The organism is Streptomyces sp. NPDC046915 (genome assembly GCF_040644935.1).
Lineage (GTDB): Bacteria > Actinomycetota > Actinomycetes > Streptomycetales > Streptomycetaceae > Streptomyces.
This window is the reverse complement of the sequence record NZ_JBEYXB010000013.1, coordinates 129307-151710: the sequence shown is the minus strand read 5'-3', so window position 1 is coordinate 151710 and position 22404 is coordinate 129307. Positions and strand designations below refer to the sequence as shown.

Annotated in this window: 19 protein-coding genes; 8 read left to right on the top strand and 11 right to left on the bottom strand. The window is 71.2% G+C overall.

Going from position 1 to position 22404, the window contains the following annotated elements:
- Positions 1-16: 16 nt before the first annotated feature.
- Both ABZ915_RS30690 and ABZ915_RS30685 read left to right on the top strand, forming a co-directional pair.
- Positions 17-1378 (top strand): FtsW/RodA/SpoVE family cell cycle protein, encoded by a 1362-nt coding sequence (locus tag ABZ915_RS30690; RefSeq protein WP_361809965.1) that lies wholly within the window; start codon positions 17-19, stop codon positions 1376-1378.
- The gene (locus ABZ915_RS30685) at positions 1375-2832 is read left to right on the top strand and encodes a penicillin-binding transpeptidase domain-containing protein (RefSeq protein WP_361809963.1); all 1458 of its coding nucleotides are present in this window, start codon (positions 1375-1377) and stop codon (positions 2830-2832) included. Before ABZ915_RS30690 ends, ABZ915_RS30685 begins: the two co-directional genes overlap by 4 nt.
- Positions 2833-2837: 5 nt before the next feature.
- Here the strand turns inward: ABZ915_RS30685 and ABZ915_RS30680 are convergent, their stop codons facing one another.
- Positions 2838-3461, bottom strand: a complete 624-nt coding sequence (locus ABZ915_RS30680) for a Uma2 family endonuclease (protein ID WP_361809961.1) — start codon at positions 3459-3461, stop codon at positions 2838-2840.
- An 81-nt stretch (positions 3462-3542) separates the two neighbouring features.
- Positions 3543-4676 (bottom strand): ferritin-like domain-containing protein, encoded by a 1134-nt coding sequence (locus ABZ915_RS30675; RefSeq protein ID WP_361809959.1) that lies wholly within the window; start codon positions 4674-4676, stop codon positions 3543-3545.
- Between the two features lie 125 nt (positions 4677-4801).
- On the opposite strand from ABZ915_RS30675, the gene ABZ915_RS30670 reads away from it, so the two are divergent.
- Positions 4802-5740: a diiron oxygenase gene (locus ABZ915_RS30670; protein ID WP_361809957.1), complete on the top strand. Its 939-nt coding sequence runs from the start codon at positions 4802-4804 to the stop codon at positions 5738-5740.
- 54 nt (positions 5741-5794) lie between these two features.
- Here the strand turns inward: ABZ915_RS30670 and ABZ915_RS30665 are convergent, their stop codons facing one another.
- Positions 5795-6256, bottom strand: coding sequence for a hypothetical protein (locus ABZ915_RS30665; protein WP_361809955.1), 462 nt, complete (start codon positions 6254-6256; stop codon positions 5795-5797).
- A 50-nt stretch (positions 6257-6306) separates the two neighbouring features.
- On the opposite strand from ABZ915_RS30665, the gene ABZ915_RS30660 reads away from it, so the two are divergent.
- The 3 genes from ABZ915_RS30660 (at position 6307) to ABZ915_RS30650 (ending at position 8480) form a co-directional block, all read left to right on the top strand.
- Positions 6307-6960: a TetR/AcrR family transcriptional regulator gene (locus ABZ915_RS30660; protein ID WP_361809953.1), complete on the top strand. Its 654-nt coding sequence runs from the start codon at positions 6307-6309 to the stop codon at positions 6958-6960.
- On the top strand, positions 6953-7273 hold the full coding sequence (locus ABZ915_RS30655) for a hypothetical protein (RefSeq protein ID WP_361809951.1): 321 nt from the start codon (positions 6953-6955) through the stop codon (positions 7271-7273). Before ABZ915_RS30660 ends, ABZ915_RS30655 begins: the two co-directional genes overlap by 8 nt.
- A gap of 115 nt (positions 7274-7388) precedes the next feature.
- On the top strand, positions 7389-8480 hold the full coding sequence (locus ABZ915_RS30650) for an NlpC/P60 family protein (RefSeq protein WP_361809949.1): 1092 nt from the start codon (positions 7389-7391) through the stop codon (positions 8478-8480).
- Positions 8481-8561: 81 nt separating this feature from the next.
- Here the strand turns inward: ABZ915_RS30650 and ABZ915_RS30645 are convergent, their stop codons facing one another.
- Genes ABZ915_RS30645 through ABZ915_RS30625 form a run of 5 tightly spaced genes read right to left on the bottom strand, consistent with a single transcriptional unit; the run spans position 8562 to position 14136 of the window.
- Positions 8562-9815, bottom strand: coding sequence for a styrene monooxygenase/indole monooxygenase family protein (locus ABZ915_RS30645; protein WP_361809947.1), 1254 nt, complete (start codon positions 9813-9815; stop codon positions 8562-8564).
- Positions 9816-9847: 32 nt separating this feature from the next.
- Entirely contained in the window at positions 9848-10492 is a 645-nt protein-coding gene (locus ABZ915_RS30640) for an ATP/GTP-binding protein (RefSeq protein ID WP_361809945.1), read from the bottom strand.
- A complete protein-coding gene (locus ABZ915_RS30635; protein WP_361809943.1) occupies positions 10473-10892 on the bottom strand; it encodes a DUF742 domain-containing protein in 420 nt (139 codons plus the stop codon). The genes ABZ915_RS30640 and ABZ915_RS30635 overlap by 20 nt, the downstream gene beginning before the upstream one ends.
- On the bottom strand, positions 10889-11386 hold the full coding sequence (locus ABZ915_RS30630) for a roadblock/LC7 domain-containing protein (protein WP_361809941.1): 498 nt from the start codon (positions 11384-11386) through the stop codon (positions 10889-10891). Before ABZ915_RS30630 ends, ABZ915_RS30635 begins: the two co-directional genes overlap by 4 nt.
- Positions 11383-14136: a nitrate- and nitrite sensing domain-containing protein gene (locus tag ABZ915_RS30625; RefSeq protein ID WP_361809939.1), complete on the bottom strand. Its 2754-nt coding sequence runs from the start codon at positions 14134-14136 to the stop codon at positions 11383-11385. Before ABZ915_RS30625 ends, ABZ915_RS30630 begins: the two co-directional genes overlap by 4 nt.
- A gap of 385 nt (positions 14137-14521) precedes the next feature.
- On the opposite strand from ABZ915_RS30625, the gene ABZ915_RS30620 reads away from it, so the two are divergent.
- The gene (locus ABZ915_RS30620) at positions 14522-15310 is read left to right on the top strand and encodes a protein phosphatase 2C domain-containing protein (protein WP_361809937.1); all 789 of its coding nucleotides are present in this window, start codon (positions 14522-14524) and stop codon (positions 15308-15310) included.
- An 8-nt stretch (positions 15311-15318) separates the two neighbouring features.
- Here ABZ915_RS30620 and ABZ915_RS30615 read toward each other — a convergent pair whose 3' ends face one another.
- Together ABZ915_RS30615 and ABZ915_RS30610 are read right to left on the bottom strand one after the other, a co-directional pair.
- Positions 15319-18042, bottom strand: a complete 2724-nt coding sequence (locus ABZ915_RS30615) for a hypothetical protein (protein ID WP_361809935.1) — start codon at positions 18040-18042, stop codon at positions 15319-15321.
- Between the two features lie 124 nt (positions 18043-18166).
- Entirely contained in the window at positions 18167-18658 is a 492-nt protein-coding gene (locus tag ABZ915_RS30610) for a MarR family transcriptional regulator (RefSeq protein WP_361809933.1), read from the bottom strand.
- A gap of 247 nt (positions 18659-18905) precedes the next feature.
- On the opposite strand from ABZ915_RS30610, the gene ABZ915_RS30605 reads away from it, so the two are divergent.
- Positions 18906-19727, top strand: a complete 822-nt coding sequence (locus ABZ915_RS30605; protein ID WP_361809931.1) for a lysozyme — start codon at positions 18906-18908, stop codon at positions 19725-19727.
- A 78-nt stretch (positions 19728-19805) separates the two neighbouring features.
- Here the strand turns inward: ABZ915_RS30605 and lon are convergent, their stop codons facing one another.
- Complete coding sequence (lon, locus tag ABZ915_RS30600; protein ID WP_361809929.1) at positions 19806-22235, bottom strand: endopeptidase La; 2430 nt, start codon at positions 22233-22235, stop codon at positions 19806-19808.
- Positions 22236-22404: the final 169 nt, after the last annotated feature.

The window sequence follows — 22404 nt, the reverse complement described above, 5'->3', positions numbered from 1 at the left end:
TGGGTAAGTTCCGGGCATGACCAAGGCCGGAACCACCGTGGCAGCGGCGCAGACCCCCGTACCCGCCGTACGCCTCAACCGGCGCCGTGGCATCGAACTCGCCCTGATCCTGCTGGCCGTCCTGCTGTCCGTGTACGGCTACTGCGCCGTCGGTCTGGCCAGGTACGGCGCCGTCCCGCCCGGGGCCGCCGGGTACGGCGCCGGGCTCGGTGTGCTCGCCCTGGTCGCGCATCTCGCCGTCCGGGTGCGCGCCCCCGGCGCCGATCCGCTCCCGTTACCGATCGGGGTGCTGCTCAACGGCCTCGGCCTGGTCCTGATCTACCGGCTCGACCTGGAGACGCCGGGCGACGGGGCGGCGCCCGCCCAGCTCGTGTGGTCGACGCTGGGGGTGGCCCTGTTCATCGTGGTCGTCCTGCTGCTGCGCGACCACCGGGTGCTCCAGCGCTACGCCTACGTGTGCGTGGCCGCGGCCCTCGTCCTGCTCACGCTGCCGATCCTCTTCCCGGCCGTCAACGGCGCCCGTATCTGGATCCGGATCGCCGGATTCTCCATCCAGCCGGGCGAGTTCGCGAAGGTGCTGCTGGCGGTGTTCTTCGCCGCGTATCTGGCGGCCAACCGCACCGCGCTCGCCTACAGCGGGCGCCGGGTCTGGTGGATCCTGCTGCCCACCGGGCGGGTCCTCGGCCCGATCGTCGCGATCTGGCTGCTGAGCGTCGGCGTCCTGGTGCTGGAGCGCGATCTCGGTACCTCGCTGCTGTTCTTCGGGCTGTTCGTGGTGCTGCTGTACGTCGCCACCGGCCGCACCGGCTGGATCGCGGTCGGGCTGCTGCTCGCGGTGCTCGGCGCGGTCGCGGTCGGCTGGCTGGAGCCGCATGTGCACGGCCGGGTCGAGGACTGGCTGCACCCGTTCGCCACGATCGACGCAGGCCAGGGCCCCAATCAGCTCGCCCAGTCCCTGTTCGCGTTCGCGGCGGGCGGCGTCCTCGGCACCGGGCTGGGGCTCGGCCACTCCATTCTGATCGGCTTCGCCGTCAAGTCGGACTTCATCCTGGCGACGGCCGGCGAGGAGCTGGGCCTGGCCGGTCTGTCGGCGATCTTCGTGCTGTACGCCCTTCTCGTGGAGCGCGGCTACCGGGCGGGCCTGGCGCTGCGCGACCCCTTCGGCAGCCTCCTCGCGGTGGGGCTCGCCTCGCTCCTCGCGCTACAGGTGTTCGTGATCGCGGGCGGGGTGACCGGTCTGATCCCGCTGACCGGTATGGCGATGCCGTTCCTGGCGCAGGGCGGCTCGTCCGTCGTCACCAACTGGGCGATCGTCGCCCTGCTGATCCGGCTGAGCGACTCGGCCCGCCGGCAGCACGACGGGCAGGAGGCCCCGTGACGAAGTACATCCGGTACGCCGCCGCCTTCTGCGTGCTGCTGCTGGCGGCCCTGCTGGTGAACGCCGCCCGCGTCCAGGTCGTCCAGGCCGGCTCCTACGACCACAACCCGGCCAACCGCCGCCCCACGATCGCCCGTTACCACCAGCCGCGCGGGAACATCCTGGTCGGCGACGAGCCGGTCACCGGCTCCCGGGACAGCGGGGAGCAGCTGCGCTACGAACGCGCCTATTCCTACGGCCCGTTGTACGCCCCGGTCATCGGTTTCTCCTCGCAGAAGTACGGGACGACGCTGCTGGAGCACAGCGAGGACGCCGTGCTCGCGGGCACGGACCCGATGCTGTCACCGCTGCCGCTGTGGAACGGTGCCACGCGGTCCCGGAACCCCGGCGGGAACGTGGTGACGACCCTGAACCGGGACGCGCAGGAGGCGGCGTTCGAGGGCCTGGGCACCCGCAAGGGGGCGGTGGCCGCGATCGAGCCGGTGACCGGCCGGATCCTGGCCCTGGTGTCCACCCCGTCGTACGACCCTTCCGAGCTGTCCGGGAACGGCGAGGCGGTGACCTCGGCCTGGGCCCGGCTCAACGACGACCCTGAGAAGCCGATGCTCAACCGGGCGGTGTGGCAGACGTATCCGCCGGGTTCCACCTTCAAGGTGGTGACCGCGGCGGCCGCCCTGGACGCGCGCGTGGTCCGGAACCTGGACAGGCGGACGCACTCCCCCGACCCGTACACGCTGCCCGGCACCAGGACGAGGCTGACGAACGAGTCCGACGGCTGCGCGGACGCCTCGGTGCGGATGGCCTTCGAGTGGTCGTGCAACACGGTGTTCGCCAAGCTGGGCGTGGACACCGGCGCCGAGCACATGCTGGCCACGGCGCAGGCCTTCGGCTTCAACGACCGGCGCCTGAGGATCCCCTTCCCGGCCGCGCCGAGCACCTTCGACTCGGGCGCGGACCGGGCGCAGCTGGCGCTGTCCTCGATCGGGCAGTACAACACCCGGGCCACGCCGCTCCAGATGGCGATGGTCGCGGCGGCGGTCGCGAACGGCGGGCAGCTGCGGCCGCCGTACCTGGTGCAGCGGACCACCCGGGCGAGCGGGGAGATCGTGGCGGAGTACGGTCCCCGTGCGGCACGGCAGGTGATGCGGCCGTCGACGGCCGTGCGCATGCGGGAGCTGATGACGGACGTGGTGCGGGAGGGAACGGGCCGCAACGCCGCGATCCGCGGCGCCACGGTCGGCGGCAAGACCGGCACCGCGCAGCACGGTGTCGGCAACGCCGGTGTGCCGTACGCCTGGTTCGTCTCCTGGGCGCAGGCCAACGACGACCTGGAGCCGAAGGTCGCGGTCGCGGTGGTCGTGGAGGACGCATCGGCGGACCGCGGCGACATCAGCGGCGGCGGGGATGCGGCGCCGATCGCGAAGGCGGTGATGGAGGCGGTTCTCGGTTTGTGAGTCGTTCACTCCGAGCGAGGCGCGACCGGCGGCCGGCGGTTGATCGCCGTGAGGTCGATGGTGAGGGGGAACGGAACGGTCAGTTTCAGTCGATCATGGTGGATACCAGTGTTGACGTACGTGTCCGTGGACGGATCGAGCTCGTAGGTGTACACGATCGGGAGGCCGTTGCTGCCCTCCTCCACGCGCCAGAAGTACCGGATACCCGCCGCCGCGTACTTGCGGGGCTTGACCTCTCGGTCGCGTTCCTCCGAGTCCTCTGAAACGACTTCGACGGCGAGGATTACGGTATCGGAGTGGTGCCAGGTTTGATGCGGGCCTGTGTCGGCGTCCGCGCGGTAGACCAGCACGTCGGGCTCCGGCCGGTTGCGCCGGTCGAGCTTGACGCTGAACTCCCGGTCGACGTCGTACATGTCGGGCGCCTGGCTTAGCAGGGCGTACTCCAGAAGCCGGATCGTGCGCATGTGGAAGCGGGTCTGCGGACTCACGAAGACGAGACTCCCGTCGATCAACTCCGTGTGCGGAGGAAGGTTCGGGAGTCGGTCCAGGTCGTCCGCCGTCCAGCCGCTCTCCGGCGGACGAGGCCACTCGTAGTCTTCGCCCAGCCCGTAGTCACGCGCGGCACTCATGATCGCTCCCATGCGCCGGAGTCTGCCTGACACAGCCAGCCTACCCGGGGGAATATGCCGATTCGCCCGTCGATCGAGTGATCAACCGCCCAGGCGTTGACCCTCCTCGATGGCCTCCTCGACCTCCGCGACCCGCTCCCTCTCCTCCGCCGCGAAGCGCTCCGCGTCCAGCTTCTCGGCTATCTCCTCGTCCTCGGCCATCAGCAGGTCCAGGTTCGAGTCGCCCATCTCGAACACGCCCATGTCGACGTAGGCCTCCTGGAGGCGCTTGCCCCACAGGCCTATGTCCTTGACGCAGGGGACGATGCGGCTGAAGAGCAGCCTGCGGAACAGCTGGAGGAACTCGGAGCGCTCGCTCAGTTCCTCCGCCTCCGCCTTCGGGATGCCGAAGTTCTCCAGCACCTCCACGCCCCGCAGCCGGTCCCGCATCAGATAGCAGCCCTCGATGACGAACTCCTCGCGCTCACGCAGTTCCGCGTCCGTGAGCTGCTTGTAGTAGTCGCGCAGGGCCATCCGTCCGAAGGCGACGTGCCGGGCCTCGTCCTGCATGACGTAGGCGAGTATCTGCTTGGGCAGCGGCTTGTCGGTGGTGTCGCGGATCATGCCGAAGGCGGCGAGCGCCAGGCCCTCGATGAGGACCTGCATGCCCAGGTAGGGCATGTCCCAGCGGCTGTCGCGGAGCGTGTCGCCGAGCAGCGACTGGAGGTTGTCGTTGATGGGGTAGACCATCCCCATCTTCTCGTGCAGGAAGCGGCCGTAGATCTCGGCGTGCCGGGCCTCGTCCATGGTCTGGGTCGCCGAGTAGAACTTGGCGTCGAGGTCGGGGACGGACTCCACGATCCGTGCCGCGCAGATCATCGCGCCCTGCTCGCCGTGCAGGAACTGGCTGAACTGCCAGGAGGCGTAGTGCTGTCGCAGCTCGCCCTTGTCGCGGTCGGTCATCTTCGCCCAGTGCGGGGTGCCGTACAGGGTCATCATCTCGTCGGGGGTGCCGAGCGCGTCGTACGGATCGACCTCCAGATCCCAGTCGATGCGCTTCTGCCCGTCCCACTGCTTGTCCTTGCCCTTCTGGTACAGGGCGAGCAGCCGGTCGCGGCCGGAGCCGTTCTTTTGGCCAACAAACATGGCCTCCCAGCTGAAGCGGGCCTCGCCGCTCGCCGGCACCTGCCAGTGCGGGTCGCCCGGGTCCATGGCGTACAGGTCGTAGGTCGGCATACCCCGCAGGCTCACACGTAGACGCCGAGTCAACAAGTGGTGTGCAAGGGATTGACGCCCTTGCTGACAGGCAGTCTCATAAGAGCGGCAGAACATGGGACTCCGGGCAACGAGGTGGGACAGCGATGACGACCGTGACGGAAGCCGACGCGCTCGCGGGACTGCGCGACGCGCTCGGCCTGCTCAAGGACCGGGAGCAGGTGGCCGAGCGGCTGCTCGTCTCTTCCGCCAAGCACTCCTTCGACCCGGACGAGGAGCTGGACTGGGACGCGCCCTTCGAGGAGGGCAAGTGGTTCTGGCCGCCGGAGCTGGTGTCGCTGTACGGGACGCCGTTGTGGCGGCGGATGAGCGAGGAGCAGCGGATCCTGCTGTCGCAGCACGAGGCGGCGGCGCTGGCCTCGTTGGGCATCTGGTTCGAGATCATCCTGATGCAGCTGCTGGTCCGGCACATCTACGACAAGGCGGCGACGAGCGCGCACGTCCGGTACGCGCTCACCGAGATCGAGGACGAGTGCCGGCACTCGAAGATGTTCGCGCGGCTGATATCGCGGGGGGACGCGCCCTGGTACCCGGTGAGCCGGGCCCACCAGAATCTGGGCCGCCTGTTCAAGACGATCTCCACCACGCCTGGATCGTTCACGGCGACGCTGCTCGGCGAGGAGGTCCTGGACTGGATGCAGCGGCTGACGTTCCCCGACGAGCGGGTGCAGCCCCTGATACGGGGCGTGACCCGCATCCACGTCGTGGAGGAGGCCCGCCACGTGCGCTACGCCCGCGAGGAGCTCCGCCGCCAGATGGTGACCGCGCCGCGCTGGTCCCAGGAGTTCACCCGGGTCACCTCCGGCGAGTTCGCCCGCGTCTTCTCGGTCGCCTTCGTCAACCCGGACGTGTACACCAACGTGGGCCTGGACCAGCGGGAGGCGATGGCCCAGGTGAAGGCCAGCGGCCATCGCCGCGAGGTCATGCAGACCGGCGCCAAGCGGCTCACCGACTTCCTGGACGACATCGGGGTGCTGCGGGGTGTCGGCCGACGGCTGTGGCGGTCGTCGGGGCTGCTCGCCTGAAGCCGCGACCGGCCGCCGCCGGCCCGACAACCCATCCAGGGATCTGGCACGGCCTCACAGGTGGGCCAAGATCTGGCGGACGGGGTGGCCGAGTGCTTCGGCCACCTCGGTCAGCTCGCCGTCCGTCAGCCAGCCCCGCTCCGGGTAGAGGACCTCGATCCGGAAGCTCGCGAAGCCCATGGGCCAGTCGTACACCAGGTCGTTCAACGAGGTCGCGGCGCCACAGCAGGGGACGGCGACCTCGAGCGTGGCGAATCCCTCCTCGAAGCTCTTCGTGACCGCCTCGCCCCACCAGCCCCCGCTGTACAGCTCCGCACCGCAGCCGGGGCAGGAGATCTTCTCCAGGTTCGCGTAGCAGAGCACCACCTCGACCGTGTCGTGCCACCGCGCTTCCAGGCCCCGCCGCGCCTCCGCGGAGAGCATCCCGGCCAGCGCGGCGGCGGCGCGGTCCGCCGCCGCGCGGTCCGGCCGCCAGTACGGATCATCCGGGATCACGATCAGCCATGTGTCGCTCATCCCCCACCTCCGCCCGCCACCGTAGTGCCGCCCCGATTACGCTGCGGAGCATGACCCCGCAGGCCCCCACCCCCGCCTACCGCCGGCTCAGTGTCGAGGAGCGCCGCAGTCAGCTGCTCGACGCCGCGCTGGGCCTCTTCGCGCACCGCGCCCCCGAGGACGTCTCCTTGGACGACGTGGCGGAGGCGGCGGGAGTCTCGCGCCCGCTGGTGTACCGGTACTTCCCGGGCGGCAAGCAGCAGCTGTACGAGGCCGCCCTGCGCTCCGCCGCCGAGGAGCTCCAGCAGTGCTTCGACGAGCCCCACGACGGCCCCCCACTCCCCCGCCTGGCCCGCGCCCTGGACCGCTACCTCGCCTTCGTCGACGAGCACGACACCGGCTTCACCGCACTCCTCCAGGGCGGCAGCGTCGTCGAGACCTCCCGGACCACCGCCATCGTCGACGGCGTGCGCCGGGCCGCCGCCGAGCACATCCTCAGCCACCTCGGCGTCACGGACCCGGGCCCGCGCCTGCGCATGACCGTCCGGATGTGGATCACGGCCGTGGAGGCGGCCTCCCTCATCTGGCTCGACGAGGGCAAGCAGCCCCCCGTCGACGAGCTCCGCGACTGGCTGGTGGAGCAGTTCGTGGCCGTGCTGACGGTGACCGCGGGCCGCGATCCGCAGACGGCGGCGCTGGTCACCGGCCTGACCGAGGATGACTGACACTGGTCTTGTGAAGAGTCAGGACACCCCCTTCGAGGGCGGGCCCATGGACGGGCGCGTGCTCCCCGTGCTGCTGGGCATGACCGGTCACCCCCCGAAGACGTACCGCATCCCGGTCCCGGACCCGCACGGCGGCCCGCCCACGGTCCTCGTCTACCGCCGTGTGCCCCGGGCACAGAGCAGGCGCACGGGGATGGTGCGGGGATGGAAGTACCAGTACGACCCGGATGCCGGGCCCGGCGGCAGGCTCACCTGGCCCTGGTCCAAGCCACACAGCACGCCGGCCCGCAACCCGGGTGACACCGACGGGTGACATCGTTGCGCCGGACGGCGCAGACCTCACCACCGGCGCGCGCACTTCCCCCTCATGCTCGCGATGCGGAAATACGAAAGGCGGATGGTCCGCCTGCCGCACCGGAGGTGATGAGGTGTCAGGAAGGCTTCTGCGCCTGGTGTGTACGGCCGCGGTGGCGGCCCAGGCCGTCCTCGCACCCGCGCCCGCCGCGGCCACCGCTCCGCCGCCCCCACGTTCCGTGGCCGACCTGCTGACGGACCTGCAACGGCTGTACCGGCAGGCCGAGCAGGCCACCGAGACCTACGACACCGCCGAGGTGAAGCTGAGGACGCAGCGCGCCGAGGTGGACCGGCTGGAGGACGAGCTAGCCCGCGCCCGCCTGTCCCTGCACGACAGCGAGGGCGCCGTCGGCCGGCTCGCCCGGCAGCAGTACCAGGGCAGCACCGAGATCTCCCCCTACCTGCGCCTGCTCCTCGCCCGCGATCCGCAGCACGCGCTCGACGAGGGCCATGTCATCGGGCAGCTGGCGCGGGAGAGGGTCAGGACCGTGGGACGGCTGACGAGCAGCGAGCAGCGGATCGACCGGCTGGCCCACCGGTCCCGCGAGGCACTCGACGCACAGCTCACCCTCGCCGAGCAGAAGAAGAAGGCACGCGACGACGTACGCGGCAAGCTCGCCGAGGTCGAGAAGCTGCTCGCCTCCCTCACCGCCGAACAGCTCGCCGCGCTCGCCGAGTTCGAGCGGGACGGAATCGCCGACGCACAGCGGAAGTTCGTCGCGTCCGGCGCGCTCAGCGGCGAGCGTGCCCCGTCCCCCGAGGGCGACCGCGCCGTGCGCTACGCCGTGGGACAGCTCGGGAAGCCGTACCAGCCGGGCGCGCAGGGCCCGGCGTCGTACGACAGCCCCGGCCTGACCTCCAGCGCCTGGCAGCGGGCCGGAGCCCCGATCCCCCGCACCACCCGGCAGCAGTGGACCGAGCTCCAGCACATCCCTCTGGGCGAACTCCGCCCCGGCGACCTCGTCGTCTACTTCCCCGAGGCCACCCATGTCGCCCTCTACCTCGGCGACGGAATGGTCGTCCAGGCCCTGAGACCCGGCGACCGCATCATGATCTCCCCGATCGCGACCTATCCGGTACTGGGCGCGGTACGCCCGGATCCGAAGGGAAGTGCCCTGACCCACTACACCCCGCCAGAGGTGACCTACCCAGGGGCGCGGGGCTGAGACATTGTGCGGCTCCGCCGCGTGGGCGCGAGAGACCACGAACAACCCGCAGTCGCCGGCCCCCCACAGCCCTCACGGCGTCTAGGCTCCCGCTACAGAAGCGAGGTACGCCCCCGCCTTCTCCGGCTCATAGAAGAAGTTCTCGAAGTCCGCCGGATCGTTGAACCCGTTGGCGAACCGATCAGCCACCGGCTGAAGCTGACCCGCCGCACCGATCAGGTTCAGGATGTGCTCCGGCGGCGGAGCCAACATCGCGTTCGTCCACTTGGTCACGTGCTGGGCCGTGCTCCAGTACCGCTCGAAGGTCGCGTGCATCCACTCCTCGTCGAAGGGCTTGTCGCCCTGTTCCAGGATGGAGGCGAGGTACGCGGCGGCGCACTTGGAGGCCGAGTTGGAGCCCTGGCCGGTGATCGGGTCGTTGGCGACGACCACGTCGGCCACGCCGAGCACCAGGCCGCCGCCGGGGAGGCGGCCGACGGGGTTGCGGACGGTCGGGGCGTAACGGCCGGCGAGGGTGCCGCCGGCGTCGGTCAGTTCGACCTTGGTGGCCCGCGCGTACTCCCAGGGCGTGAACTTCTCCATGAGTCCCAGGGTCAGGGAGAGGTGTTCCGCCGGGTCCTTGACGCCGTTGAAGACGTCCAGCGGGCCGCCGGGTATGCCCTCCCAGAACAGGATGTCGGCCGGGCCGGAGGTGGTCAGGGTCGGCATGACGAACAGCTCGCCGACGCCCGGGACCAGGTTGCAGCGCACCGCGCGGAAGTCGGGGTGTTCCGGGCGCGGGCCGAGCCCGTGCACGTACGCGACCGCCAGCGCGCGCTGCGGCTCGCTGTACGGGGACCGCTCGGGGTCACGGGCGAACATGGACACCAGCTCGCCCTTGCCCGCCGAGACCAGCACGAGGTCGTACGTACGGGAGAAGTAGTCGAGGTCGGAGACCGCCGCGCCGTGGATGACGAGCTGGCCGCCGCGCTGGGCGAACGTCTCCATCCAGCCGGCCATCTTCACCCGCTGGTCCACGGACTGGGCGTACCCGTCGAGCTTGCCCACCCAGTCGATCGCGCGCTGCGTCGGGCCCGGGTCGTGCGAGCCGGGGGCGGCCACCGAGACGCCGAGTCCTTCGATCTTCGGGGCCTGGGACTCCCAGAAGTTCAACTGGAGGTCGCGCTCGTGCTGGAGTGCCGTGTCGAACATGCACTGGGTGGACATGACCCGGCCGGCGCGGATCTCGTCCGCGGTCCGGTTGGACATGAGAGTGACCTCGTACCCGTGCGACTGGAGGCCGAGGGCGAGCTGGAGACCGGACTGGCCGGCCCCCACGACGAGTATCTTCCGCATGCGGGTGGTGCTCCTAAATCGCTGCTTGGGTGCTACTCGGGGGTTTCGTCGAGCGCGTGCCCGACGAGGGACAGCAGGGTCTCGATCACCGAGATCCGGCGACGCGCATCCATGATCATTACAGGGATGTGCGCGGGGATCGTCAACGCCTCCCGCACGTCCTCCGGTTCGAAGCGCTCGCTGCCGTCGAAGTGGTTGACCGCCACGACGTACGGCAACCCGCAGCTCTCGAAGTAGTCCAGCGCGGGGAAGGAGTCCTTGAGCCGCCTCGTGTCCGCGAGGACGACCGCACCGATCGCGCCGCGCACCAGGTCGTCCCACATGAACCAGAACCGCTGCTGACCCGGCGTGCCGAACAGGTAGAGCACCAGGTCGTCGTCGAGCGTGATGCGGCCGAAGTCCATGGCCACGGTGGTGGTGAGCTTGCCCGGCGTGGCGGTGAGGTCGTCGGTCTCCTCGCTCGCCTCGGTCATCAGCGCCTCGGTCTGGAGGGGCGTGATCTCCGAGACGGACGTGACCAGCGTGGTCTTGCCTACGCCGAAGCCGCCCGCCACGACGATCTTCGTCGCGATGGGGGCCCGGGTACGGTCCGTCTGCCAGGACTTCAGGTCCTCGTCGGGTTCGACGAGGGGGGCGCCCCCGAGGGGGGCGGCGGCGTCAGAGACGGCGGAGTCCATTCAGCACCCTTTCCAGCAGAGCGCGGTCCGGCCGGCCGGCACCGTGACCTGTTCCCGTTCCGTACACGCGGATCTTTCCCTGGTCCGCGAGGTCGCTCAGGAGTACGCGGACCACGCCGAGCGGCATCCTCAGCAGCGCGGCGATCTCGGCCACCGTGCGCATACGGCGGCACAGTTCGACGATGGCCCGCATCTCCGGCATGACCGCGGAGAGCGGCGCACTCGTCAGCTGCTTGCGCTCCTCGGGAGCCTCGATCGCCGCCGTGCTCGCCACGAACGTCTCGACGAGCAGGACGTGGCCGAACCGGGTACGGCCGCCGGTGAGCGAGTAGGGGCGGACGCGGGCGGGCCTGCGGTCGCCGCCGCGCACCGGGAGCTTGTTCGGCGTGCTGCTGCTCATCGAGCGCTCCCCGTCGAGTCGGACTCCATGGATTTGCGGAGCTCGTTGCGCAGTTCGGGCGTAAGGGCGTGGCCGGCGCGGCCGACGAAGAGCGCCATGTGGTACGCCACCACGCTCATGTCGCACTCCGCGGAGCCGTGCACGCCGAGCAGCGAGCCGTCGCTGATCGACATGACGAACAGGCTGCCCTCGTCCATCGCGACCATCGTGTGCTTGACCCCGCCGAACTTCATCAGCTTCGCGGCGCCGACGGTGAGGCTGCCGATGCCGGAGACGATGGTGGCGAGGTCGGCGGAGGAGCCGCGGGGGCCCCTGCCGGGGCGGGCCTGACGGGATTCCGCCGCCGCGGTGGGGTCGGAGGACAGGAGGAGCAGGCCGTCGGAGGAGACCACGGCGACGGACTGGATGCCGGGGACTTCCTCGACCAGGTTGGTCAGCAGCCAGTGCAGGTTGCGGGCCTCCCTGCTCAGTCCGAAGGTACTGGGCGCGGTCAACTGCTTGCCTCCTCGACTGTGCCCCCCGTGGCTTCTTCGGTTGTGGCGTGTTCCGCCTCCGCGCGGCGGTAGCCGGCCTGTGCGCCCTGGCGGAAGCCGCCGAGTCTGCGGCGCAGGGCTTCGGCGTCCACGGATCCGCTGCGCTGGCGTGGGGCCTGGGCGGGTGCGGTGATCTTGGGGGTGCGCTTGGGCAGGCCCTTGGCGGTGAGTTGCTCTTCGTCGTCTGTGCGGGTGTGTTCTTGGGTCGCTGCCGCCTCGGCTTCGCCTTCGGCGGGATTGTTCCCACCCGCACCACCCGTGCTGCTTTCGTGGTCGGGTGCGGGCTGGGCACCGTCGGCGGCTGCGGGTTCGTGGGTGGGGGCGGGTGGGCCCTGTGGGGGCTCGGCGCCGTCGGCGGCTGCGGGTTCGGGTTCGGCCTTGGGGGTGGGGTTCAGGTCTGGGAGGAGGAGTTCCATCGTGGATTCCGCGGGGGTCTCCGCGGACTCGTGTACGGGGTCCTCCGCGTCCGGTGCCTGGCGTACCGCCCTTTCCGCCAGGGCGACCAGCGGGTCGCCGTCCGTGGAGCGGGCGGGGAGGACGTTGGAGTTGACCTCGGCGTCCGCGCCCGGCAGGGAGAAGGTGTGGGTGCCGCCCCCCGTGGTGGCGGGGGCGGGTACGGCCGCCGCCGGGGGCTCGGCCAGCAGCGACGCGGACAGGACCACGACCGCCGCCACGCCGCCCTGCTTCTGCTCGCGGAGCTGGACGCGTGCGCCGTGCCGGTGGGCGAGGCGGGCCACGACGTACAGGCCGAGGCCGAGGCCCTCCTCGCCCTCCTGGTCGTAGGGCGCCTCGGGGTCGAACGCGGCGAGGCGGGAGTTGAGGCGCTCCAGGCGCTCGGTGGCCATGCCGATGCCCTCGTCCTGCACGGAGAGCATGACCTCGCCGCTCTCCAGCAGCCAGCCGGAGACCTCGACGGGCATGTCCGGCGGGGAGAACGAGGTGGCGTTCTCCATCAGTTCGGCGAGGAGGTGGGAGAGGTCGTCGGCGGCGAAGCCCGCCACGTGCGCGTGCGGGGGCAGGGCGGCGATGCGGACCCGTTCGTAGCGCTCGATCTCGCTGACCGCCGCCCGGACGACGTCGACCAGCGGGACCGGGCCCGGGTGCTGCTGGACGTGCTCGGTGCCGGCGAGGACCAGGAGGTTCTCGCTGTGGCGGCGCATGACCGTGGCGAAGTGGTCGAGCTTGAAGAGGGTGGACAGGCGCTCGGGGTCCTGCTCGCGTTCTTCCAGGCCCTCGATGACCGCGAGCTGGCGTTCGACGAGGCCGAGCGTGCGCAGGGCGAGGTTGACGAAGGTACCGCCGATGCTGGTGCGCAGCCGCTCCAGCTGGGCGGCGGAGCCGGCGAGTTCGGCGCGCAGTTCCTCGCGCGCGTCGGCCATCCGCTGCCGCTGGCCGACCAGGTGCTTGCGGTCGGTCTCCAGGGTGGTGATGCGCTCGTGGAGGGCGGTGGCGTGCGCGTGCAGGGCGTTGACGGAGCGGACCACCTGGGCGAACTCGTCGTTGCGCCCGGTGAACTTGACCGGCTCCGCCGTCGTCGGGTCCGTGGCCTCGGCCAGGCGGGCCGAGCCCCGGCGCAGGACCGACAGCGGGCGGGTGAGGGTGCGTGCCATGGCGGTGGCGACGCCGACGGCGACCAGCAGCAGGGCGCCGAGGACGGCGATCCGGATCTCCAGCGCGGTGACGTCGTCGTCGCGCAGCTTGGCGAGGTCCTTGGTGCGGTGGTCGTAGAGGGCGGACTCCGCGCCCCGCATCAGGTCGACCCGGGCGGACAGGGCCGCGTCGAGCTTCTTGGTGCTGGTGCCGAGGTCGTTGTCGCTCAGCGTCGGCTGGTCGGTGAGGGAGGCGAGGTACTTCTCGGCGGAGTTGACCTCGGGGCCGGTGACCGTGGAGTCGTACGAGGTGGCGGCCGTCTTGGGCGCGGTCTCGCGGAAGTCGGCGAGGGCCGTGTCCGAGCGCAGCCTGGCCTGCTGGGCGGCGGCGGTGAGGGCGTCGCGCTGCTTCTTGTCGGCCGCCGAGGTGGTGGTGGTCGTGGTGGGCAGGCCGGTGGCGGGGCTGATGACCGTCTGCTCGCTGGTCGGCACGTTGAGGGCCGCGAGGAGCAGGCCGCGGGCGGCGGCGGACTGCTGGACGGCGGAGTCCAGCTCGGCGAGCGCGTACGCGCCGGAACCGGCCCGCGGGGGCATCTGCTCGGCCAGCTGGTCGGCGAGCCGGTGGAGTTCGGTGATGGTGGCGGAGTAGGCCTGGTGCGCTTCGAGGGCGGTGCTCTTGCCGGTGAGCGCGGCCCGGCGTACGGCCGCGATGCCGTCGAGGTCGGTGCGCAGGGAGCCCGGTGTGTCGCTTTCGGCGCGCAGGTCCTCGACCTGCCGGTCGACGCGGGCGCCGCGCTGCTCCGAGGGTGCCTTGGACTTGGGGCGGCCGGCCGCGATGTACGAGGTGACCTCGTCGCGCTCGTCGGCGAGCGAGTGGGCGAGGGCGAGGGCGTCCTGGGTGCGCTGGGCGAGGGTCACCAGGTCCTGGGAGTCGCTCAGCTGCCCGGAGGCGGTGAGCAGGGCCGGCGCTCCCGCCCCGGCTATCGCGGCGGCCACCACGGTGACGGCGACTATCAGCCGATTGCGTACGTGGGTCGGGCGACCGGTGCCGACGGGGGTGCGCTCGGCGCCCTCTTCGGAGGCCGTCTGCTTGCCTGTGCGCCGAGGCCGCTTTTTCTGCACCGGTGCTCGCATTCCTGAACTCGTCTACCCATGGGCCCGGGTGGCGCCCCGTCACATCGGTGCCAAGTGGTGCTCACACCCGGTACGGTCCGTCCCCCGACCCTTCCAGTGCCGGTGGTCAGTGGTCGCGCATCACCTGGCTCGCCACCCAAAGGAGTGAACATCGGCGAGGAGTTGCCGGGCAAGTTCCTGGGGCGCGTACAGGGACCTTGCCCGGTGGGCCGGTTGGACGCGGACGGCAGGCTTTGACAGTATTCGCCACCACGCCTTCCCGGACGGCGCCATTCCACCTCAAAACAGGCGCCTGACCTGCGGAGTGGCAGGAATTCCGTGGTCGTTGCCAGCCTTTGGCGGACCTTGTGAAGGGGTCGTGCAGACTGGCCGAATGCGTACTGAACTCGTTTCGGAACCCGGTGACGCCACCCGCGCCAACGAGGACTTCGCCGCGGTCGGGCTACCGGCCTCCGGACAGGGCGGTTGCGTGGTCGTCCTGGACGGCGTCACCCCGCCGAAGGACGGGACGGGGTGTCTGCATTCCGTCGCCTGGTACACCGCCCGGCTGGGCGGCGCGCTGACCGAACTGGCCGTCTCGCTGCCGGATATGACGCTTACGGAAATACTCGCCCGGGCGATCCGCCGAACCGCCGAGGCACACGCGGCCACCTGTGACCTTTCTCACCCGCGCACCCCCCAGGCGACGGTGGTCCTGGCCCGCTGGACCCCGGACGCCGTCGATCACCTGGTCCTCTCCGACTCCGCCCTCCTCCTGCGGGCCCCGGACGGCACCGTCACCCACGTCCTGGACGACCGCCTCGACCGCCTCCCTCGCGCCTGGCTGGTCAGCGACGCCGTCTGCGACGCCCGCGCCCGCAACAAGGAAGGCGGCTTCTTCACGGCGGCCGCTGACCCGGACGTCGCCGCCCGCGCGGTCACCGGCAGCGCCCCCCGCCACGAGGTCCGCGCCCTTGCCGCGCTGACGGACGGCGCGACCCGCTGGGTGGAGAAGTTCGGCGAGGGCGACTGGACGGCCCTGTTCGAGGTCGTCCGCAAGGAGGGCGCCCGGTCCCTGATCGACCGCGTGCGCGGTCTGGAGGCGGCGGACCGGGACGAACGGGCGTTCCTCGGCCGCAGCAAGACGCACGACGACGCGACGGTGGCGTACGTGGAACTCTGACGGTCCCGTCACGGACCGGGCGTCCGGGACGCGCCGGCCGAGGGCCGGCTGTTGGGGGCCTCGGTCGCCGGGCCACTGTCCGGCGACACCCACATGCCCACCATCGCGGTGGCAAGGGCAGTGGTGGCGGCCACCAGAACCGTGGTCGCCGGGACGGCGACAGCGGACAGCGAGCGGAAGTTGCGGATGTTCCCCCAGCGCAGACCGGCGGCTCTGACCAGGCGTGCCTCCCAGTAGAGGCCCAGGACCAGGACCACGGCCAGGCAGTTGCCCGCGGTCAGCAGCAGGAAAACACCGAAACGGTTCACATCGCGGTTCTGGTACAGCAGCTCGGCCCATTCCGCGGGCAGGACGACGGCAAGGAGACACAGTGCCTTGCCGATCGGGGAGCCACCCCGCAGCCAGGGGTAGGCGTACCCGTAGACGAACCCGTACAGCGGCCAGTGGAGCGCGCAGACCCACTCGTCGATGACGTCGTTCAGCTGGAAGCTGGTGTCGGCGAGCCGGGACGGGAAGGTGTAGAGGACCCACGGCAGGCTGAGAACGGCCAGCAGAACGGCGCCCGCGAGACCGTTGCGCCAGGCGCTGCGCCCTCCGGAGGAGCCGAGCGCGGCCAGCCGCAGCGCCATGGAACGCTGTGGGGCCATGCCGTGCGGACCGAGTGCGCCGAGGCGGCGCCAGCGGGTGCTCCACTCACGAGGGGTCAACTCGCCCTCGGCGAGGGCCGTACGGGAGGCACTGAGGTACTCCCGGCGGCCGGCAGCGAGTATCTCGTCCTTCAGCAGGGCGTGGATGCGGCGATTGTGCGCGTGGGGCAGCGTTCCGTGGAGCCGCGCCGCTCGCTTCCCCGTACCGGCGGGCAGCAGCCAGGCGAATCCCAGGGCGGCTATGGTCACGGCGAAGAAGTCGCCCGAGCGCTGCGCATCGCTGTCGAGCATCGAGAACCCGTCCCGGGTGAGCTGGGACGCCACCGCGGTCACGCCCACGGTCACGACAAGGGCGCGCACATGCGGGGGCCAGGAGGCGATGGTCCGGCCGCGGCGCCACAGGGTGAGGAACACGGTCAGCAGCACGCTCGCCTGAACGACCGTGAGGGGTCGGCCCGCGGCCACGGTGGGAAAGACACCGACCAGCGACCAAGGTCCACCGGGCTCCTTCCACCAGAGCTGGATCGAGTCGCTCGCGTCCGGCATCGCGAGGGCCAGCCACAGCGCCAACCCGGCCGTGGGCGCCACCCACCTGGGCCATCCGAAGGAGGCGAGCAGCAGCCAGCACGCGGCGGGCCAGCACCAGGTGAGGAAGTACGCCGCAGCCTGGTTCGCCGCCCCGACAGCGCCGCCGAGGCCTGCCGGTGGATCGAGGTTGGTCGGCAGGCCCGTTCCGGGTCCGGCGGTCAGCACCGCCAGCCACACTCCCGCCGCCGCCGTCATCGCCCACCGGCTCCCCGCTGTGCCCAGCAGGCCCCGCCGCAGCAGCAGCGCGGTGGCCGCGGCGGTCACGGCCGCGGCGCCGAGGAACACAGCAGCGGTCCCCGGTCGGTCCGCGGCACCCAGCACGATCGCGGGCACAGCCGACAGGACGCTCGGCACCAGGAACGGCAGCAGTTCCCGGAGACGTGGCGGTCGGTGCCGGGTGGCCCGGACGACGAAGGCACCCAGCAGGAAGGGCAGCAGGACCCATCCCCAGACCACCAGCGGCATGCCCCGGCCGGCGGACTCCCACCATCCCGTCCACGGCACCCGGTTCTCCGCGGTGAGCGCGTATTCCATCGTGGCGGCCGTCAGGACGGCGGCCACCGCCGCCGCCGCGGTCCACCGCGTCCGCGTGGCGGGCGGTGCCCAGCCGCGGAGGAAGGGCACGACCAGGAAACCGGCCACGGCCGCGACGGCGGCGAGCAGAGCCAGCGCCTCACGCTGTTCGGAACGGTAGCTCTGGAGCACCGATCCGAGCTGCGCCAGGTCTCCGCCACCCACCACCCGGGATGTCTCCGGTCCGTCCAGCGAGATGCTCACAACACCTCGGGCAGGCAGGACGACCTCGGCGCCAGTGGCCGACTGCCGCAGAGTGGTGCCGCCGTCCAGGGCGTAGACGGGGTTCACGTCCGACGTGAGGTCGACGGTCCACCGGTCGTACAGCCCGTGCGTGCCGATCGCTCCCTTGTCGGATTCCAGGGTTACGAGGATGAACGCCCAGTCGCCGCCCGGTCCACTGCACGCGGTGGGGCTCCATGCCCACCTCGCGGTGGCCGTCACGGAGGCGTACACCGTCGTCCGCGGCCCGTCCTGCCGCAGCCACTCCCGGGCCGGGTGCGGCAGGGGGTAGTCCGCCTCGCAATCGTCGCTGCCGCTCTTGACGCTCAGTTCGAAGGGCAGCCAGTCGGCAGGGTTCTGGTCGTCGCGGCGCAGGTCGTCGATCATCGGGTCGCCCGGGCGCAGGGCGATCCTGCTGCGGGCCGTGAGACGCCATGCGGAACCGCCCGAATGCGGTACCGGGGCGACGCTGATGACGGTGGTACCGGTCCTCGTCGGGCGGCCCTTCGCCCGGTACGTCTTCTCGGCGGCCGCGCGGGCCTGCCTGTCCCGAGAGGATGTCCCCGCGTCCGCCTCCGGATCGACGACCCGGTCCGCGTAGGTGTGCTCTGCGGTGCGCACCCACTGGACGTGCACTCCCACCGCCGCCGACACCGTCAGCACGGCGAGCAGCAGACCGCCTGCGACTCGCCGCCATGGCACAGTCCCCCCGAACACCTGATGCGCTCCCCCCGATGCGGAAGCGTCAGGTTAGCGGCCGGACCGATGCGGGATACAGCCATCGGACGGCATCGCCGGGAGGCCGGGCCCGGTGGGACAGGTACGGCTACTTCTCCATGACCCCGTTCAGCTCGTGCAGCAGCCGCGCCAGCTCCGACACCTCGCGCCGGTCCCAGTGGGCGAGCTGGCTGACGTAGCGTGCGCGGCGGGCCTCACGGACCTTGCCGACCCGGCCGCGGCCCTCGTCGGTGAGGGCCACCAGCCAGGCCCGGCCGTCCGCCGGATCCGGCTCCCGGGCGATGAGGCCGAGCTCCTCCAGGGCACGCAGCTGGCGGGACATGGTGGCCTTGCCGACGCCGATGTAGGCGGCGAGCTCCGTGGCGCGCTGGCCGCCGTGCTCGTCGAGGCGGACGAGCAGGCCGTACGCGGCCGACTCCAGGTCCGGGTGGACCTCCCGGGCCATCTCGCCCTGGTTGGCGCGGGCGCGCCGCAGGAGCACCGTCAACTCGCGTTCCAGCGCCAGGAACTCCTGGTCCGCACCGCTCGGCGTCACCTCGGCGGCGGCGGGTTGTCCGCCACCGTTCGCGTCCTCGTGCACGTCAGCACTCCTGCTCGGTTTCCCGGTCCTGAAAGTTTCTGCCAAATCTCGTCATCGCCGCAGCTACGTAAGTATTTCGCAGGCGTAGACCAACGGCGGCATCCGGACCCCCTTCCACGCCGTCTTCTACGTGCGTAGCTTCATTGGCAGGCAATCAATGGCATGCCCACGCCCAGTACATCGGGCGTGGGTCACCGTGGGCCCCCCACTCCCCCCACCTCCCCCCTCCTCGCCTCGGAGGCATGTCATGCCCGTGCTCAGATCCCCTTCCGTCCCACGTCCGCTGACAGCGCTCGCCGCCGCCCTGCTCGCGGCCCTCTCCCTCACCCTCCCCCTGTCGCCCGCGCACGCCGCGGGCTTCCCCGCCCGCGGTTCCGCCCACATGGGCATGGGCGTCCTGGCCCACGACGGCCGGCACGGCAGCCCCGCCCCCACCGCCGTCACCCAGACCGAGGGCGTCGACGTCTCGGCCTATCAGGGCAACGTCGCCTGGTCCACCCTGTGGAGCAGCGGGGTCAAGTGGGCGTACACGAAGGCGACGGAAGGTACGTACTACACGAACCCGTACTTCGCCCAGCAGTACAACGGCTCCTACAACGTCGGCATGATCCGCGCCGCCTACCACTTCGCCACCCCGGACACCACGAGCGGCGCGACCCAGGCCGACTACTTCGTCGATCACGGCGGCGGCTGGTCCAAGGACGGCAAGACCCTCCCGGGCACCCTCGACATCGAGTGGAACCCCTACGGGGCCGCCTGCTACGGCAAGTCGACCGGCGCGATGGTCAGCTGGATCGCCGACTTCCTGGACCGGTACAAGGCGCGTACGGGTCGGGACGCGGTCATCTACACGGCCACCAGCTGGTGGTCCCAGTGCACGGGCGACTACGGCGGCTTCGCGTCCGACAACCCGCTGTGGATCGCGCGGTACGCGTCGGACGCGGGAACCCTGCCGTCGGGCTGGTCCTTCTACACCATGTGGCAGTACACCTCGTCCGGGCCGACGGTCGGGGACCACGACAAGTTCAACGGGGCGCTGGACCGGGTGGTCGCCCTCGCGAACGGCTGACCGGCCGGCCGGCTGACGTACGGCGAAGGCCCGGGCCTCCCTCACGGGACCCGGGCCCTGCCTTTCCGGTCGCGTCCGTCACGCCGCGACCGGAACCTCCGGCGCCGCGTCGCTGGTGGCGGGCGCGAGCGCCAGCTCCAGGACCTGGCGGACGTCGGTCACGGCGTGGACGTCGAGCTTGTCCAGCACCTCGGCCGGGACGTCGTCCAGGTCGGGTTCGTTGCGCTTGGGGATGACGACGGTGGTCACCCCGGCGCGGTGGGCGGCGAGCAGCTTCTGCTTCACGCCGCCGATGGGCAGGACCCGGCCGGTCAGCGAGACCTCGCCGGTCATCGCCACGTCCGTGCGGACCAGCCGGCCGGACAGCAGCGACGCGAGCGCCGTGGTCATCGTGATGCCGGCGCTCGGGCCGTCCTTGGGGACCGCGCCCGCCGGGAAGTGGATGTGCACGCCCCGGTCCTTCAGATCGGCGACGGGCAGTTCCAGCTCGGCGCCGTGGCTGCGCAGGAAGCTCAGCGCGATCTGCGCCGACTCCTTCATCACGTCGCCCAGCTGACCGGTGAGGGTCAGACCCGCCGCGCCCGTCTCGGGATCCGCGAGGGACGCCTCGACGTACAGGACGTCGCCGCCCGCGCCGGTCACCGCCAGGCCGGTCGCCACGCCCGGCACCGCCGTACGGCGCTCGGCCGGGTCCTGGGCGGACTCGGGCACATGGTGCGGCCGGCCGATCAGACCGCGCAGGTCGCCGTGGGTGACGGTGAACGGCAGTTCCCGCTCGCCCAGTTCGTGCTGGGCCGCGACCTTGCGCAGCAGCCGGGCGATCGACCGCTCCAGGTTACGCACGCCCGCCTCGCGCGTGTACTCGCCGGCGAGCCCCCGCAGCGCGCTCTCCTCGAGGGTGACCTCGTCCTTGCCCAGGCCCGCCCGGTCCAGCTGGCGCGGGAGCAGGTGGTCGCGGGCGATGACGACCTTCTCGTCCTCGGTGTAGCCGTCCAGGCGGACCAGCTCCATGCGGTCGAGCAGGGCCTCGGGGATGGCTTCCAGGACGTTGGCGGTGGCGAGGAAGACCACGTCCGACAGGTCCAGTTCGACCTCCAGGTAGTGGTCCCGGAAGGTGTGGTTCTGGGCCGGGTCGAGGACTTCGAGGAGGGCGGCCGCGGGGTCGCCGCGGAAGTCCGAGCCCACCTTGTCGATCTCGTCGAGCAGGACGACCGGGTTCATCGAACCGGCCTCCTTGACGGCGCGGACGATGCGGCCGGGCAGCGCGCCGACGTACGTACGCCGGTGGCCGCGGATCTCGGCCTCGTCACGGACACCGCCGAGGGCGACGCGGACGAACTTGCGGCCCATGGCGTGCGCGACGGACTCACCGAGGCTGGTCTTGCCGACGCCGGGCGGGCCCACCAGGGCCAGTACGGCACCGCCGCGCCGGCCGCCGATCACGCCGAGGCCGCGGTCGGCGCGCCGCTTGCGCACCGCCAGGTACTCGGTGATCCGCTCCTTGACGTCCTCCAGTCCCGCGTGCTCGGCGTCCAGGACGGACTTGGCGCCCTGGATGTCGTACGCGTCCTCGGTCCGCTCGTTCCACGGCAGTTCGAGGATCGTGTCGAGCCAGGTGCGGATCCAGCTGCCCTCGGGCGACTGGTCGCTGGCCCGCTCCAGCTTGTCGACCTCCTTCAGGGCCGCCTCGCGGACCTTCTCGGGCAGGTCGGCGGCCTCCACGCGGGCGCGGTAGTCGTCGGACTCCTCGGCGTCGTCCTTGGAGTCGCCGTTCAGCTCGCGCAGTTCCTTGCGGACGGCCTCCAGCTGGCGGCGCAGCAGGAACTCGCGCTGCTGCTTGTCGACGCCCTCCTGGACGTCCTTGGCGATGGTCTCGGCCACGTCCTGCTCGGCGAGGTGGTCGCGCAGCTGCTGGGTGGCGAGCTTGAGGCGGGCGACCGGGTCGGCGGTCTCGAGCAGTTCGACCTTCTGGTCGGTGGTCAGGAACGGCGAGTAACCGGAGTTGTCGGCGAGGGCGGAGACGTCGTCGATGGCCTGGACACGGTCCACGACCTGCCAGGCGCCGCGCTTCTTCAGCCAGCTGCTGGCGAGGGCCTTGTACTCCTTGACGAGTTCGGCGACCTGACCCGGCAGCGGGTCCGGCACGCTCTCGTCGGTCCTCGTGCCCTCGACCCACAGGGCCGCACCCGGCCCGGTGGTCCCGGCGCCGATCCTCACCCGGCCGCGGCCGCGGATCAGGGCGCCCGGGTCGCCGTCGGCGAGCCGGCCGACCTGCTCGACCGTGCCCAGCACACCGGTCTTGGCGTACGTCCCCTCGATGCGCGGCACCAGCAGCACCTTGGGCTTCCCCGGCGCCGACCGGACGGCGGCCTGTGCGGCCTCCACCGCGGCGCGCACCTCGGGGTCGCTCAGGTCCAGCGGGACCACCATCCCGGGCAGCACGACCTCGTCGTCGAGCGGCAGAACGGGCAGGGTGAGTGGTGTGGACGCCGTGGACTCAGCAGTCATGATCTCCCCTTAGGCAGTCAACTTGAGCTATGCCGACTCAATGCTTGTGAGCCTTTGATTGTTCCCCAAGGGGTGTTCGCTGTGAGCGATCACTTCTTCAGCCACGTCCAGCCACGTTCGGCCACAGTCAAAAGCAGTTGCCCCCCGCCCCGGCATTCCCCGTACCGTG